Genomic DNA, 14,849 nt, shown 5'->3' on the forward strand with positions numbered 1-14,849 from the left:
CTTATGAATTTAATCAGTTTCAACGCGTTCGCGTATCACCACTGCGGGGTTGCCACGGCAAACTTTATTTGCCGGTAGCGATTTAAAAACGCTGCTGCGGGCACCGACTACCGTGCCATCGCCAACAGAAATACCTGGTGCAACAAAAACATCCGTTGCCAGCCAGCACTTCTCACCGATCACAATAGGCGAAGCGGTAATATCAAAATGCGGGCTCATAAAGTCGTGGCTGCCGGTGCACAAATAACACTTCTGTGAAACCACCGAATTTGCGCCAATCGTAATCTCGCCCAGGGTATATAACACCGCGTCATCCCCTACCCAGGCGTAATCCCCGAGGGTTAATTTCCAGGGGTAGGTAATCTTTACCGAAGGTCGAATAACTACGTTTTTTCCGATTTTTGCGCCAAACAGGCGCAATAAAAAGGCTCGCCAGCGGTACAGTATTTGCGGCGACCAGGCAAATAAGGTTGCCTGAACCGCCCACCACAGCTGTACCTTAATACCGTTCCCGCCCCGAAAACCTTTCGGTACGGAGAAACCTTTTAAATCCTGCATTGCGTTTCCTTATATTCAGGCTTTGTTATATAAGGTTTTCGTTTTACCTGTCGTACGCAGGCGTAATAAATAAGACAATTCCGCCCAGAATCCCGGCACGCGTAATATTTGACGCTGCACCTTTTTTGCATCCTGGCATAATTCAAGATTATTAGACGTTGACACGCCGCCCATCGAAAATTCAGACACCAGCCCTTTAATTCGACGGAACGGGTAACCTGATTTATACAGGCTGGCGGCCAGCGCATAATCGGATGACACCTTGTACTGCAAATCGTAAGGCTGTTTTTTCAGACCGTTTACCGGGAAGAAAATGGCCTGATGGCTGGCCGGCAGGCTATGGTAGATATACCAGCCTGGCTTGGCGCTGCGGCAGACTTTATGCCCGTCGCCAAAATCGAGCAGCGCATCGCCAATATACATGGCATCCTCTTTCTGGCGCGCCAGCTGACGGGCAAACAGCGCCACATCGTCGTGGAAAATATCGCCGGAGTTGAGGAAGATGGCATAACGGCCCTGGGCCATATCAATGCCCTTGTTCATCGCATCGTAGATGCCTTTATCTTTCTCGCTGATGTAGCGTAAGTTGAACTCACCGTTGAGTTTTTCCAGAAACTCCGCCGTGCCATCGTTCGAGCCGCCGTCGACCACGATCCACTCAAAGGTGAGGCTTGGATCGCGCGCCAGGTTGCGCAGCGAGCGCCAGGTTTTTACCACCCCTTCGTAATTACGAAAAGCGACAGTAATGACGCTAAGAAACATAAATCACCTCATTTCGTCATACGTTCGTAATATTAAGCGCCTTACGCAAAATAAACGGACAGACAATCAAGAAAGCATATTCCGGGCTAAATATTGACCCGGTAAAAAACAGCGACACCGGCGTAAAAAGATAAAGCTGCACGCGAAAGTTCTGGTTATCACCAAACGCGTTGATCATCATTTTGAAAACTTTAAACAGATACCACAGCGTCAACAGTACGGCGAACCACGAAAAATAAATAATTAACAGATACAGACCATTGTCTATGGTTTTACCGACATCCGCACCGTTAAAGATTCCGAATGATGCAACATATTCGTAAAGTGAGCCGAATCTTACTACACCATCGATATGGGTTAAGGAATAACCCACCATCACCAGCGGACCAATGATGCGATAATAGGACGATGACCCTTCCGTTCCCAAATCACCCAGACGTTCTGAAATGTACGGAAACGCGAATATGACGCCCACTAAAAATACCGTCAGAGAGATTATCGCCAGCGGCAGTTTTTTCTTAATCGCATCTTTGTTCAGGTACTGGAACGCCCACTCCAGCAGGTAAAACAGGATAAATGTCATTACCCCTGAGAACGATCCAGACAGAACGATTCCTGCAAGAATCATAGCATCGGTCTTAGGCGTTTTGATACCAAACTGTTTGATGCTGAGCCAAATTGAGATTAACGCCAGAGCGAAAAACGCCGGTTCAAAATAGAGCGCCGTTGTACGCTTCCCTCCAAACTTAATGAAGTTCAGTACATAGCTGTTACTGTAAATGAGATATTTCGAAATTATCTCCATCAGGCTGCTGCCGCCCGTGAGAATAATTTGCGCCATCTCCATTGCCGCAAGCACAACAATTAACGCAACGGCAATATAAAAGAACCTGAGGATTTTCCGATAATTGTGCGGTGAAATAGTTTTGAAGCGAATACTCCAGACCATGCCAATAATAATAACGATATAAACAAACAGCATGGTTGAAGTGACGTATTTACTGGCATCCAGCGACTGGCCAAAGATGTAGTTAAACAGCGTCAGGCCCGTGCCCAGCCCCAGGGCAATCATCAGCTTCTTCAGGTTGATTTTATCGACATACAGCAGAAGCAGAACGGGCAAAAAAGTTACGATGGTTATCGGGAAGCTTTCGCCGAGCTGGGCAATTTTAACGTTAACCAGCAGGTAGATCAGCGGCAGCAGCAGATAACTACAGATTCTGATAGAACGAGACATACTCCTCCAGCATCTGTTGTCCACTGTAGGCCTTGCGGCTGCGGTTGCGGAACGATTCCAGGTCAGTGCCAAAAACGGCCTCGGCGATCTGCGCCTTCGGCAGCTGCACCAGAGGCAGGACCTCGTGCCCGGCGAAGGTTTTTCCGCCGGATTTTTCCAGCACTTCGCGCGCTGCATCGCTGTGGGTGGCAATCACCGGCACGCCGATGGAGAGCGCCTCGCAGAGGATCAGCGGGTAGTTATCCACGCGGGAGCTGAACACCAGCGCGTCCATACCATTCAGGGCGCTCATCAGCTTGCGCTTGTCGGTTTCAAACCCGTGATTCACCACGTTAGCGCCTTCGAACGGCGAGAATTTGCCAAAGGTATGCAGTTCAATTTTGTCGCCGAGCGCCATCATGTCGCGCACCAGCTGCTGGTTGGTTTTGCCGTCGTAGCGCAGATCGTGCGCAACGATGGCAATTTTCGGTTTGCCCGCGGTTTCCGCCACCGGCGTCAGCTCGGCCAGGATGGCTTCCGTCGCCACGTCGATACCGTTGTTGATAATCTGACAGCGCCCTGCCCCATACAGGCTGTTGAAGGCGTCGGCCACGTGCTGGCTCGGGGAGATAAACGTGCAGCCGAGCGAAAGCATGTCGCGGAACAACTGACGCTTTCCGTCTACCAGCTGATGCGCGCGATCCACCTTCACCGGCGGATAGTTGCTCAACGTCGGGCATTTCTGGCAGCTATCTTTCCAGCCTTCGCAGCCGTCGGTAAACGCGCAGCGTCCGGTTACGCTCCAGTGATCGTGCAGTGTCCAGACGAAGCGGGTGTCGAGCTTGTGGGCCTGCACCTTCTGACAAAACGCCACCACCTCTTCCAGATTCAGCCAGTAGCTGTGCAGCACGTGAAAATGCAGCACAACCGGGCCGGTAGTGCGGGTCACGGTGCGATAAAGACTGTTCAGGTTGCCAAACAGATCGCGGTTAAACAGGCGGAACAGCGCAATGTTGGCAACAGAGGTCAGACGCGGCGTGTGCTTGTGCACCTGCGGGAAGTTATCATGGCTGACGCTTTTCTTGCCGCCTTTGCCGTAGCCGTAAATAAACCGGGACTGAAGTCCTTTTTGCAGGGCACGCTGGTGCAGATCCAGCGCCACGCCTGCCGCTCCGCCTTCTGCGAGGCGTACGTTAAATTGCAGAATGTTCATTTAATCACCTTCACGCGGGCTTTCTCTCCCACCACCAGCGCGTTATCCGGAATGCTGTCCAGCACCACGCTGCCCGCCCCGATCGTCACGTTGTTACCAATCGTAATGTCGCCAATCATCACCACGTTCGCCCCCAGCTCGACGTTATTGCCGATCACCGGGCAGGCCAGGCTGTCCGGCCCGCGGTTGCCGATCGTCACCCCGTGGCGAATGGTGAAATCATCGCCCGCAACCACGAACTTGTTGATCACCACCGCATAGCCGTGGTGGATGGTAAAGCGGCGGCCAATGGTGGCAGCGGCCTGGATTTCATAGCCAAAAAAGCATTCGGTGATGATGCGGTACAGCACCAGAATCGGTGCCGCCCAGATATTGTTCAGAACGTTTTTCTTGCGCCACACCGAGCAAAAGTGCGCGATGCGGTACGCCAGAACCATGCAGCACGGGCGCAGGCTCCAGCTGTTTGCGCGGCAATCTTCCAGAAACATTATTTCCCCCGAAGCCCGTCAGCCAGGCGCTTGCCGTTACGCACCGACAGCAGCGTCAGCAGCGTGCGCCAGTTCATGCGCTTATTGCGGATCTGATACAGGGTAAAGAGCTGATACTTGCGGCTGGCACGGTCAAACTTGTCCTTGTGCTTGCGGTAAAAATGGAAATAGCCTGAAAACTTCTTCGGTGAGGAGGTGATCTGCATCTCCCCGTGGTTGATGTGCAGGATCTGCGTGGCCTCTTCCACTTTCCACGGCTCGCCGTACTCCACCACCATCCGCAAGAAGATGTCGTAATCCTGCGCGGCCTTCAGTTCGGTATCGAACAGGCACTCCTTAAAGCGCCAGGCCCAGGTAAAGACCTGATTACCGATAATGTTGCGCTTGTAGAACAGGCGACGAGAGTACGGTGATTTCGGGTACAGCGGCAGGCTCGCGGGCTGCGAGTAAACCTCGCCCTGGCAGACATAGTCGTTGGCATACAGAAAAGCGTGCGTGACCAGCTGCTCTTTATGCGAAAGGAAGACGGACAGGCGGTTCGGCGTCCATTCGTCGTCATCGTCGATGCCGGTCAGATACTGCCCTTTGGCCTGCATAATCGCCTGATTACGCACCGCGCACGCCCCGGAGTTAATCGGGTTATGGGTATACATCACGCGCGGATCGTTGAGTTCGGTGACAAATTTTTGCAGCTGTTCATACGAGGAAGAACAGTCATCCACGATGATCAGTTCCCAGTTATCGTAATCCTGACGTAAGACCGACTTAATAGCGCGGATCGCCAGCTGCTGACGGTTCCATGTCGGCATATAGATAGAAACTAAAGGGCGTTGTGTGGTCATCTTTTCCTCCTACCCCTCACCCCGGCCCTCTCCCCTGAGGGGAGAGGGTGAAAGGCGGCACCGGACAGTTCCCTCTCCCCTCTGGGGAGAGGGTTAGGGTGAGGGGGGGTGTTTTGTTATTTGCTGTCAGACTTGTATTCGTACTCGTAATAACCGTAATCCTGGTACCCGGTCGCACGACGGAAGATGGAGTTCAGGATGACCCCTTTCACCTCAATGCCGTTCTGCTCGAAGCGGCTCAGGCTGGTTTCCACTTCCTTCAGGGTATTCACCGCATAGCGCGCCACCATCAGCGTGGTACCCGCATGACGGCCAACCACGGCGGCATCGGTCACGGCCAGAATTGGCGGCGTATCGATCAGCACCAGGTCATAGTTTTTGCTCGCCCACTCAATCAGCTGGGTGAAGCGTTCGCTCATCAGCAGTTCAGACGGGTTCGGCGGCACCTGACCACGCGGGATCAGGTCGAATCTCGGAATCGAGGTCGGCTTGGCGCTCTGGCTAATCTCTCCCTGACCCAGCAGGATTTCCGACAGACCGTTCACGTTGTTGGTGCCCAGCAGTTCGTGGGTATAACCCTTACGCATATCGCAGTCGATCAGCAGCACGCGCTTGTTGGTCTGGCTCACCACGGCCGCCAGGTTGGCACAGACAAAGGTCTTACCGATTGACGGGCTGACGCCGGTTAACATCAGGACGTTGTTTTTAGCCTGCATCATGGCGAAGTGCAGACTGGTACGCAGGCTGCGGATCGCTTCAATCGCCAGGTCGGTTGGGTTACCCACGGCCAGCAGCTGGCTCTGTTTGTAACGCTTAACGCCCTTGATGGTCTTGACGCTGTCACGGGATTTTTGCCACTCAGACAGCGGAATGCTGGCATAGACGTTGATACCACTCTCTTCCAGCGCCTGCGGGCTTTCGATACCGCGGTTGAACAACGAGCGCAGCAGGACGCCAACGATAGAGAGCATCAGGCCAAGAATGATGCTGCCGAGAATAATCAGCGCTTTCTTCGGCTTCAGCACGCCAGGCTGGGTAATGGCCGGGTCGACGATGCGCACGTCGCCCACTGTGCTGGCCTCGGTGATTTTCAGCTCCTGCTGTTTGTTCAGCAGCTGCATGTAAACCTGCTGTCCGGACTCCACGTCGCGGGTCAGGCGCACAATCTCCTGCTGCGTTTTCGGCATCGCGGTCACGCGGTCGTTCAGCTTCGCCTTCTCTTCTTCGAGAGTGCGGCGCTTCTCCAGCAGCGTGCGGTAGGCCGGGTGGCGTTTGGTGTATAGCTTGGAAATCTCTGCCTCTTTGAAGGTCAGCTCGTTGAGTTGCGCATCAATATTTACCATCGAGTCGAGAACCGATTTCGCCTCCAGCGGCAGGTCGACGGAGTCTTTATCCTGACGGTAGGCATTCAGCTTGTTCTCGGCATCATCCAGACGGGCACGCACTTCCGGGAGCTGTTTAGCGAGGAACGCCAGGCTTTTCGCCGCTTCCGCCGACTTGCGCTCGACGTTCTGCTCAAGGTAGTTGCGGGTAATGCTGTTCAGGATGTCGCGAATTTGATCCTTATCTTCACCGGTAAAGGTCATGCTCAGCACGCCGGTGTCCTTACCGTTTTCGGTGACGGTCAGGTTGTTCTGCAGATTGTTGATCATCCCCAGCGTGGAGAATTTGGTGACGGTGAATTCACCGCCCTCCTGGGCGTGGATCGCGCTAACCATCATGCTAACGCCGTCTTTGTTCAGCATCTGCCCCACTTCGCCGCGTGCGCTAAAGCCCGCATCGCTGGTCAGCTGATACTGTTTCGGGCCCAGCACCGTCAGGGTAAAGGTTTGATCCCCCGCCCCTTTCGGCAGCACAAAGTCAGTGACCTTTACGGTGTCATTGCTGCGCCCCATCAGACGGTCCCAGCCGGCACCGAAGATCGGGAACGTATTTTTGGTGACGGAGATGTCGAGTCCGAGGTCGTGAACCGTTTTACCCAGCACCAGACGCGACTGGATCAGCTGAATTTCAGCGTCGGATGCTGGCGGTTTGTTCGCCAGCGCGGAGCCGATATCCTGCACCAGCGAGTTGCCGGTATTCTGCTCGATCTGCACCAGCGCGTCGGCGCTGTAGATAGGTGTGGCGAACAGCGTATACACGACGGCCGCTGCGGCAAACACGGCAGTAATGCCAAGCACCCACCACTTTGCCTCGATAACCGTGCCGACCAGGCGACCAATATCAATTTCATCACTGCCCGAAGTCGGGGCGGCAGAAGGTCTTGTTTTTTCTGTCATTGTTATCCCTGCTGAGCTTTCAGTGCCTGCGCCCACTGTTGGGCAGACTGGTCAAGTAAGGTGTAAACCGCCTCGAAGGCTTCATGGCTCTTGCGATACGGATCGGGGATTTCGCGTTCGTTGTCCCAGTGACCAAACAGCATCACCTTGCCGCGCATCTCCGGAGCGATATCGCACAGCGCATGAATATGGCGTTTTTCCATTGCCAGAATCAGGTCATACTCCCGGCACATGCGGCCGGTGACCTGGCGGGCGATATGCCCGTCAAGAGAGAGGTTGTGATCGCGGGCCACGCTCGCGGCGCGCTCGTCGGCACCTTTGCCCACCAGCGCGCCCAGCCCTGCGGACTCGACCGTTAACTCGGGCTGGTACTGTTTCAACAGCCGTTCAGCCGTGGGGGAACGGCAAATGTTCCCCACGCATACCACCAGAATTTTGTTAAACATCGCGGATTACCAGGTATGAATGTCGCGCGCCGTATCCGTCATGTAGCGAACGCCACTGATGGTTGGCAGCAACTGGTTGATCAGACGGTTCCAGCGGGCAACCGGCGCGGTGGTGACGTAAACCACATCGTATGGCTGGAGACGGAACTCCGTCGCCATCACCAGAGACGTCGCATCGGACATATCCAGCTGGTAGATGTTGGCAATCTTGCCCTTCGCGCTGCCTTCACCCTTCAGCGGACGGATGACGAAGATACCGGTCGCGTTAGAGGTGGTCAGATCGATACCTTCAGCATTGCCCAGCGCTTCGGTCAGGGTCATGCCGCTGAAGTCCATTTTGAGGGTGCTCTGTTTCTTCACTTCACCCATCACGAAGACTTTCAGATCGTCGTTGCGCGGTACGTAGAGAATATCGCCCGGATAGAGCAGGCGGTTCTGGGTCAGGTCGCCGTTTTGCATCAGCGCCTGCAGCGAAATGCGCTGCTCTTTGCCGTTGTGGGTCAGCACCACGTTGCGCCAGTCGGCGCCGTCGGTTAAACCGCCCGCGGCGTTAATGGCGTCCAGAACGGTGAGCGGTACGTTGGTGATGGCCTGCTGGCCGGATTTATTCACCTGACCGGAGATATAGGCTTTTTGCGAGCGGAATGCGGCGATATTAACGTCCACCTGCGGGTCGGCGATGTACTGCGCTAAGCGGCCGGTAATATCACTACGGATCTCGGCAAGCGTTTTCCCGGCGACATGTACTTTACCAATGTACGGATAGAACATGGTGCCATCTGACTGTACCCAGTTCCCGGTGTCGCTTGAGCTACGGTACTGGCCCGCTGGCGTGGTCAGTTCAGGGTGGTCCCAGACGGTCACGTTGATCACGTCGCCCGGCCCCACGCGATACTGATAGGAGGCAATTTCCTGGTCCAGAGACATATTCGGCTGGGCAACATTCGGACGTGGACGTAATTGTTCGACCAGACGTGGCGTAAGTGGGTAAACATTCACCATTTTGTCGAGATCAAAATCGGCATCCTGTTGCTTGATCACATCCTTACCCATTGTTGACATATTGCTGCCGGGAAAGACCGTGCAACCACTCATCAAGGTCACAGACACCAATAATGGCATCAATTTCATTTTGGATTTCATCATTGATTATTTATCACTTTGGCAGAGTAATTATCCTGTGCAATTTAAATAAGCCTGAGACGTATTGGGTTTCAGCATGCAGTTAATCAAATAGAAATATAACTGGCATCAGTCCTAAAAAAAGCTTATTCATCCATTGGCTATTGACAGAATAATCGAGGCTGATTCACACGCTTTCAGGCACGCTACCGCCCTTGGCTTTCAGTTACCAATCCACTGACTAAACAATGTGTTATGGATAGACACCCTCTTGAGTAAGGTCTTCTGGAAATATATCAGCCGCTTGAAATACACAACGGATAATGAATGACCATTCCGAAGACCAAAACAATAATAGCAACAACAAGATTTAACATTTGATGCTGGGAGAATTGTTGCAGCTAACCTAATAGCAGGCAAGGAGACAACTGTCCTAATATCTGTTTTTAAGATTAATATTAAGAGCAAAGTTTTGACCTTTTAGGATTTTCTTTATATTGACAAAAAGAGAGTAAAAACCATTATCTGCGATATATCCTAAAAAGCACTCAAAATAATAAAATATACGTATTTTGCTTATTTACACTCATCTGAGACTGCTCTCTTTTTTACGCATCGTATTAAGAGAAATCTCAGCCCGACATTGCATTTTCCCCCAGCTTTATCCATGATCGAAGTGTGACATTCGTCATATAACAGAAGGTATTGCTATTACTATGGAATGGATTGCCGATCCATCAATCTGGGCCGGGCTGGTGACGCTGGTCGTCATCGAATTAGTGCTCGGTATCGATAATCTGGTGTTTATCGCCATCCTCGCTGAAAAACTGCCCCCTTCCCAGCGCGACCGCGCGCGCGTGACGGGTCTGCTGCTGGCGATGGTGATGCGTTTACTGCTGCTGGCCTCTATCTCCTGGATGGTCACACTCACTCAGCCTCTGTTCTCCGTTCGCGGCCTGAGCTTTAGCGCGCGCGACCTGATCATGCTCTTCGGCGGGCTGTTCCTGCTGTTCAAAGCCACGGTGGAGCTTAACGAGCGGCTCGAAGGCAAGGACAGCGAGAACCCGACCCAGCGACGCGGGGCGAGATTCTGGCCGGTGGTGGCGCAAATTGTGGTGCTCGATGCGGTCTTCTCCCTGGATTCGGTGATTACCGCCGTCGGGATGGTGGACCATCTCGCCGTCATGATGGCCGCGGTAATTATCGCCATCACGCTGATGGTGATGGCGAGCAAAGCACTGACCCGCTTTGTGAACAGCCACCCGACAATCGTGATCCTCTGTCTCAGCTTCCTGCTGATGATTGGCTTTAGCCTGGTCGCCGACGGTTTCGGCTTCCACATTCCGAAAGGCTACCTGTACGCCGCCATTGGCTTCTCCGTCATGATTGAAGCGCTCAACCAGCTGGCGATATTTAACCGCCGCCGGTTTCTCTCCGCGAATCAGACCCTGCGCCAGCGCACGGCCGACACCGTGATGCGCCTGTTGAGCGGCAGGAAAGAGGATGCCGAGCTGGACGCCGAATCCTCTGCCCTGCTGGCCGATCACAGCGACGGGCAGATCTTTAACCCGCAGGAGCGGCTGATGATCGAGCGCGTGCTTAACCTGAATCAGCGCACGGTCAGCAGCATCATGACCTCCCGGCATGACATTGAGCATATTGACCTCACGGCACCGGAAGAGCAGATCCGCGCCCTGCTGGATAAAAACCAGCACACCCGCGTGGTGGTCACCGGCGGTGAAGAGGAAGAGGAGCTGCTGGGGGTGGTACACGTGATTGACCTGCTCCAGCAGCAGCTGCACGGCGAGCCGCTCAATCTGCGCGCGCTGGTACGCCAGCCGCTGGTCTTCCCGGAAGCGCTTCCGCTGCTCTCCGCGCTGGAGCAGTTCCGCAACGCGCGCACCCACTTCGCGTTTGTGGTGGATGAATTTGGTTCGGTGGAAGGGCTGGTCACGCTCAGCGACGTAATGGAAACCATCGCCGGTAATCTGCCAAACGAGGTGGATGAGATTGATGCCCGCCACGACATTCAGAAAAACGCTGACGGCTCGTGGACGGCCAACGGCCACATGCCGCTGGAAGACCTTGTGCAGTTCGTGCCGCTACCGCTGGATGAAAAACGGGAATACCACACCATTGCCGGTCTGCTGATGGAGTATTTGCAGCGCATCCCGCAGCCGGGAGAAGAGGTTCAGGTGGGCGACTATCTGCTTAAAACCCTGCAGATTGAAAACCATCGCGTGCAGAAAGTGCAGCTAATTCCACTGCGGGATGAGGAAGAGCTGGATTTTGAGGTTTAGGTAAACCAAAACGGCAACCCCGTTGCCGTTTTAGTGTTTGCTCCCTCTCCCGTGGGAGAGGGTCCGGGTGAGGGCATCAGGCCGCACCGCCGTCAAAGCTTATCCAGCAGCTTCTTCACATCCTTGCCGTTCTGGGAATCTTTATTACGATCCGCCCAGCTGTTGAGCCGACGCTTCGCTTCATCCTGCAGATGCTTACGCAGGATCTGATCTACCTGAAGGCTGTAGTTCAGCGCCTGCCATTTGCCGTATACGCTAAGCGGAACCGGCGTCTCTTTGAGGAAGTCAATCAGCTTGCTTTCGCCCTGCCAGCCGGAAAGCACCCGGACGTTAAAGCGCGTGTCCGCCGTCTCTTTGACGAGATCCAGCGAGCCTTCTCCGGTTAACGACAGCATAGATGAAGTTCCCTGCATCCCGGCCAGCGTCAGCACCCCGTTATCCAGCGTCAGGTCAGTGGTGAAGCTGTCGAGGCGAGTTGCGCTGTCGTAGTTTTCCTGGGCTTTAACATCGCTGCTGCGCTCCACCGCCTGCTGAACCAGCTGCTGGAAGTTGAGCCCTTCCATTCGCGAATCTTTCAGGTCAACATGCGCCTCGCCCTGCCACTCACGGCGGAAGGCGTTGGCATCAATTTTGGTGCCTGAGAAATCGCCCGCCAGCGTCAGCTGACCCGTCAGGGATATCGGATAGTTAAAGGCTTTGAGGATGCTGCCAATCTCAACGTTGTCGAGACGCGGCTGGAATTCAGCGCTGGCAACGTCCTTACGCACGTCCAGCGTACCCGGAAGTGACAGGTGACCCACCCCCATTTTGCCGCTCAGTTCTGAAATTACCAGCAACCCGTTGTGGTTGAACATCTGGCCGCTCACGTCGGTAAAATCAATACCGCGCCAGCGCACGCTGTTGGCTTTCAGCAGAATATCCGCCGTGAAGCCGCGCAGCACGTTATAGTCAGGCTGTTCAAGGTTGGATGAGATAACCGGACGCGACACCGGTGACTGGCTTTGCCCCGTCTGCACGGCATCGCTGTCCGTTGCGCTTGCTGGCACCGGTGGCAGGATGTTCTCCAGGTTGAGCTTGTCAAACTGCAGGTTCAGCACCCACTTCGGCTTATCGTCGAGCGTGACGCTCGCCTGCCCTTTCAGGCTGCTGTCGTTGGCCTGCAGGTTAAGGTTATCCAGCGCCAGCTGTTTTTGCTCTTCGCGCCATACGGCCTGCAGCGTCCCCTGCCCGGCGATCCCCTGGGTCGGGAGATCCGCTCCCGTCAGCTGCCAGCTAAGCTGCTGGATGTCGGCCGTCAGCTGATGCGGATAGTCCGACGCATTCACGTTTGCATTCAACGAGAGGGACAGATCGCGCTGGTCGCGGTTTACCCGTCCGCTAAATTCCAGCGACGCAAGATGGTGTTCATCCTGTTCCATCTGCAGGTTGATGTTGCGAACGGTGACCTGCTCCTGATCCTCATGCTGGAACACCAGCACGCTATCGGCCACTTTCAGTTTGCCTATATCAAAGGACCAGCCCGTATCGGACGGTTCATCCGGTAAGGTATTCTCGCGCGGCGCAACCGGCGCATTCGCGTCGCGCACGGCTTCGGTCTGCGGGGTAAGCTGAATGACCGCGCCCTTCAGCATCACCTGATTAACCTGCAGCTGATGGGAGATGAGCGGGATCAGCGCCACATCGAGACGCATGTTGTCCGCAGAGACCAGCGGCTGTGCCGCGCCCGGCGCGGTTAACGACATGCGGCCAGAGAGAATGCTGAGCTGCGGCCAGACATGCCAGCGCAGCGGCCCGTCAAGCTTCAGTTGGTAACCACTGCGTGCCTCGACCTGCCGCACCATGTAAGCGCGGAAATCATTCGGGTTAACCAGCAGAACCAACGCCGAAAGGCCAGCAACCAGCACTACCAGCAAAATCATCAGCGTTGTCAGAACTCTTCTCATGGCATCCTCAATGGACTAACGATCAGTCTTTATCAATACGGCTGGCAACCGCACCCTGCTGGTCGCGGTATTTTGCGTCCTGGCGGCGGTTATAAGGCCTGTCTGCCGGGCCTGTGAGAGGTTCAAAGCTTAACGCACCGATCATCATTCCGGGGCGCAGCGCCAGCGGCAGTTTACCGGCGTTGAAGAACTCCAGCACGATACGGCCGGACCAGCCTGGGTCGATACGGTGCGCGGTCACGTGAACCATCAACCCCAGGCGGGCCAGAGAAGAACGGCCATCAAGCCAGCCGACGAGATCCGCAGGCAGGGTCACGGATTCATACGTCACCGCCAGCGCCAGTTCACCCGGGTGCAGATAAAAAGCTTCACCTTCGTCAATGATGATTTCATCACTCATGACGCGATCGAGCGCGGCGCTCACTTCATCCTTCGGCCCGCTGAGGTCGATGAACGGCGCAGTATGGCCGCTAAAGGTGCGGAATTTATTCCCCAACCGTACATCAACGGTCACCCCATTGATGCGCTCCACGGGGGGACGTGGGGTAATAGACAAGCGGCCTTCATCCAGCCAGGCTTCAATATCACGATCGCAAAGACGCATGGTTCTTTCTCCTTTCATGCATCGTACCCTGAGCCGTTGAACGCTCAGGGTAAAACCAGGTTATCTCTGAACGGTACACAATTCGCGCGGCTTATTCAAAAAACTGGCTGATTTTCGCTTTTAAGATATCAATAGCAATGCGGTTTTTGCCCCCGCGAGGCACGATGATATCGGCGTATTGTTTGGATGGTTCAATAAACTGCAGGAACATCGGACGGACCGTTTTCTGGTATTGCGCCATGACGGAGTCCATCGAACGGCCGCGCTCGTTAACGTCACGCTTGATGCGGCGCATCAGGCAGATATCCAGCGGGGTATCGACAAAGATGGAGAAGTTCATGGATTCACGCAGGCGGGCATCGGTCAGGAGCAGGATGCCTTCAAGGATAATGACCTTCTTCGGCTCGATGCGGATCGTTTCCTGGGTACGGGTGTGTTCTACGTAACTGTAAACGGGCAGTTCGATCGCCTGGCCGCTCTTAAGCGCTTCTAAATGCTGGAACAGTAAACTGTGATCCATCGCATTCGGGTGGTCGTAGTTGGTTTTTACACGTTCTTCCATCGACAGATGGGATTGATCTTTGTAGTAGCTGTCTTCGGGAATGACGCCGATATGCTCATCACCTACCTGTTCACGCAGTTCGCGATAAAGCGTACTGGCAATTAGACTTTTACCTGAAGCCGATGCGCCGGCGATGCCTATAATGACGCACTGATGAGACTTATCAGTCATAAATTTAGCGACCTGAATAACCTGGATGTTAAGGAAGGACGACGCCGGAGCGTCAAACGCGGCAATTATAGGGATTTCGCGGGCGTGATACCAGTCGAATGCGCAGGTTCTGCGAGACAGGCTGAAAAGTGGCGCATTGATCCCTGAGAGAAATTTTAATGACCGTTTTTTCAGCGTTTAACAGGAATTTTTTAGCGAGTAACTATTTAATAAGTCTATGATGTCAAATTATGAGCAGTCGCCATATGAATTGTAAATTGTTTGTACTAGCATAAACCAAATTATCAAATTCACTCGTGCGCACTTCTCTCCTGACGGCATGGCGTCTCTGGATAAAGCGGTA

13 protein-coding genes are annotated in these 14,849 nt (G+C 54.2%); 1 reads left to right on the forward strand and 12 read right to left on the reverse strand.

The genetic code is table 11. From position 1 onward, the window contains the following. Nucleotides 1–9: 9 nt before the first annotated feature. The 9 genes from wcaF to ACTJI7_RS09000 all read right to left on the reverse strand — a co-directional run bounded on the left by wcaF (nucleotide 10) and on the right by ACTJI7_RS09000 (nucleotide 8,950). Nucleotides 10–558 (reverse strand): colanic acid biosynthesis acetyltransferase WcaF, encoded by a 549-nt coding sequence (gene wcaF, locus ACTJI7_RS08960; protein ID WP_045260414.1) that lies wholly within the window; start codon nucleotides 556–558, stop codon nucleotides 10–12. Nucleotides 559–573: 15 nt separating this feature from the next. Then, nucleotides 574–1,320 (reverse strand): colanic acid biosynthesis glycosyltransferase WcaE, encoded by a 747-nt coding sequence (wcaE, locus tag ACTJI7_RS08965; protein WP_045260415.1) that lies wholly within the window; start codon nucleotides 1,318–1,320, stop codon nucleotides 574–576. A 16-nt stretch (nucleotides 1,321–1,336) separates the two neighbouring features. Continuing rightward, nucleotides 1,337–2,557, reverse strand: coding sequence for a colanic acid polymerase WcaD (gene wcaD, locus ACTJI7_RS08970; RefSeq protein WP_045260416.1), 1,221 nt, complete (start codon nucleotides 2,555–2,557; stop codon nucleotides 1,337–1,339). Further along, nucleotides 2,532–3,749: a colanic acid biosynthesis glycosyltransferase WcaC gene (gene wcaC, locus ACTJI7_RS08975; RefSeq protein ID WP_045260417.1), complete on the reverse strand. Its 1,218-nt coding sequence runs from the start codon at nucleotides 3,747–3,749 to the stop codon at nucleotides 2,532–2,534. The genes wcaD and wcaC overlap by 26 nt, the downstream gene beginning before the upstream one ends. Continuing rightward, entirely contained in the window at nucleotides 3,746–4,237 is a 492-nt protein-coding gene (gene wcaB / locus ACTJI7_RS08980; protein WP_045260418.1) for a colanic acid biosynthesis acetyltransferase WcaB, read from the reverse strand. Before wcaB ends, wcaC begins: the two co-directional genes overlap by 4 nt. Then, nucleotides 4,237–5,079, reverse strand: a complete 843-nt coding sequence (wcaA, locus tag ACTJI7_RS08985; RefSeq protein ID WP_028013800.1) for a colanic acid biosynthesis glycosyltransferase WcaA — start codon at nucleotides 5,077–5,079, stop codon at nucleotides 4,237–4,239. The genes wcaB and wcaA overlap by 1 nt, the downstream gene beginning before the upstream one ends. A 116-nt stretch (nucleotides 5,080–5,195) precedes the next feature. After that, nucleotides 5,196–7,358, reverse strand: coding sequence for a tyrosine-protein kinase Wzc (gene wzc / locus ACTJI7_RS08990; RefSeq protein WP_045260419.1), 2,163 nt, complete (start codon nucleotides 7,356–7,358; stop codon nucleotides 5,196–5,198). A gap of 2 nt (nucleotides 7,359–7,360) precedes the next feature. Then, complete coding sequence (wzb, locus tag ACTJI7_RS08995) at nucleotides 7,361–7,804, reverse strand: low molecular weight protein-tyrosine-phosphatase Wzb (RefSeq protein ID WP_041909108.1); 444 nt, start codon at nucleotides 7,802–7,804, stop codon at nucleotides 7,361–7,363. A gap of 6 nt (nucleotides 7,805–7,810) precedes the next feature. Then, nucleotides 7,811–8,950 (reverse strand): polysaccharide export protein, encoded by a 1,140-nt coding sequence (locus tag ACTJI7_RS09000; RefSeq protein WP_014170829.1) that lies wholly within the window; start codon nucleotides 8,948–8,950, stop codon nucleotides 7,811–7,813. A 692-nt stretch (nucleotides 8,951–9,642) separates the two neighbouring features. Here ACTJI7_RS09000 and ACTJI7_RS09005 point away from each other — a divergent pair. Continuing rightward, the gene (locus ACTJI7_RS09005; RefSeq protein WP_045260420.1) at nucleotides 9,643–11,226 is read left to right on the forward strand and encodes a TerC family protein; all 1,584 of its coding nucleotides are present in this window, start codon (nucleotides 9,643–9,645) and stop codon (nucleotides 11,224–11,226) included. Nucleotides 11,227–11,318: 92 nt separating this feature from the next. Here the strand turns inward: ACTJI7_RS09005 and asmA are convergent, their stop codons facing one another. From asmA to udk, 3 genes are all read right to left on the reverse strand, one after another. Beyond that, on the reverse strand, nucleotides 11,319–13,169 hold the full coding sequence (gene asmA, locus ACTJI7_RS09010) for an outer membrane assembly protein AsmA (RefSeq protein ID WP_045260421.1): 1,851 nt from the start codon (nucleotides 13,167–13,169) through the stop codon (nucleotides 11,319–11,321). Nucleotides 13,170–13,191: 22 nt separating this feature from the next. Continuing rightward, complete coding sequence (gene dcd, locus ACTJI7_RS09015) at nucleotides 13,192–13,773, reverse strand: dCTP deaminase (protein WP_028013805.1); 582 nt, start codon at nucleotides 13,771–13,773, stop codon at nucleotides 13,192–13,194. A gap of 91 nt (nucleotides 13,774–13,864) precedes the next feature. Beyond that, nucleotides 13,865–14,506, reverse strand: a complete 642-nt coding sequence (udk, locus tag ACTJI7_RS09020) for a uridine kinase (RefSeq protein WP_008500855.1) — start codon at nucleotides 14,504–14,506, stop codon at nucleotides 13,865–13,867. Between the last annotated feature and the right edge of the window lie 343 nt (nucleotides 14,507–14,849).

The organism is Enterobacter sp. 22499, from assembly GCF_052044815.1.
GTDB classification, from domain to species: Bacteria; Pseudomonadota; Gammaproteobacteria; order Enterobacterales; family Enterobacteriaceae; genus Enterobacter; species Enterobacter bugandensis.

Coding starts and splice junctions, on each gene's coding strand:
- wcaA (WP_028013800.1), bottom strand. CDS start 5,079: ATGACCACACAACGCCCTTTAGTTTCTATCTATATGCCGACATGGAAC.
- asmA (WP_045260421.1), bottom strand. CDS start 13,169: ATGAGAAGAGTTCTGACAACGCTGATGATTTTGCTGGTAGTGCTGGTT.
- wcaC (WP_045260417.1), bottom strand. CDS start 3,749: ATGAACATTCTGCAATTTAACGTACGCCTCGCAGAAGGCGGAGCGGCA.
- wcaE (WP_045260415.1), bottom strand. CDS start 1,320: ATGTTTCTTAGCGTCATTACTGTCGCTTTTCGTAATTACGAAGGGGTG.
- wcaB (WP_045260418.1), bottom strand. CDS start 4,237: ATGTTTCTGGAAGATTGCCGCGCAAACAGCTGGAGCCTGCGCCCGTGC.
- ACTJI7_RS09005 (WP_045260420.1), top strand. CDS start 9,643: ATGGAATGGATTGCCGATCCATCAATCTGGGCCGGGCTGGTGACGCTG.
- dcd (WP_028013805.1), bottom strand. CDS start 13,773: ATGCGTCTTTGCGATCGTGATATTGAAGCCTGGCTGGATGAAGGCCGC.
- wzb (WP_041909108.1), bottom strand. CDS start 7,804: ATGTTTAACAAAATTCTGGTGGTATGCGTGGGGAACATTTGCCGTTCC.
- wcaD (WP_045260416.1), bottom strand. CDS start 2,557: ATGTCTCGTTCTATCAGAATCTGTAGTTATCTGCTGCTGCCGCTGATC.
- ACTJI7_RS09000 (WP_014170829.1), bottom strand. CDS start 8,950: ATGATGAAATCCAAAATGAAATTGATGCCATTATTGGTGTCTGTGACC.
- wzc (WP_045260419.1), bottom strand. CDS start 7,358: ATGACAGAAAAAACAAGACCTTCTGCCGCCCCGACTTCGGGCAGTGAT.
- udk (WP_008500855.1), bottom strand. CDS start 14,506: ATGACTGATAAGTCTCATCAGTGCGTCATTATAGGCATCGCCGGCGCA.
- wcaF (WP_045260414.1), bottom strand. CDS start 558: ATGCAGGATTTAAAAGGTTTCTCCGTACCGAAAGGTTTTCGGGGCGGG.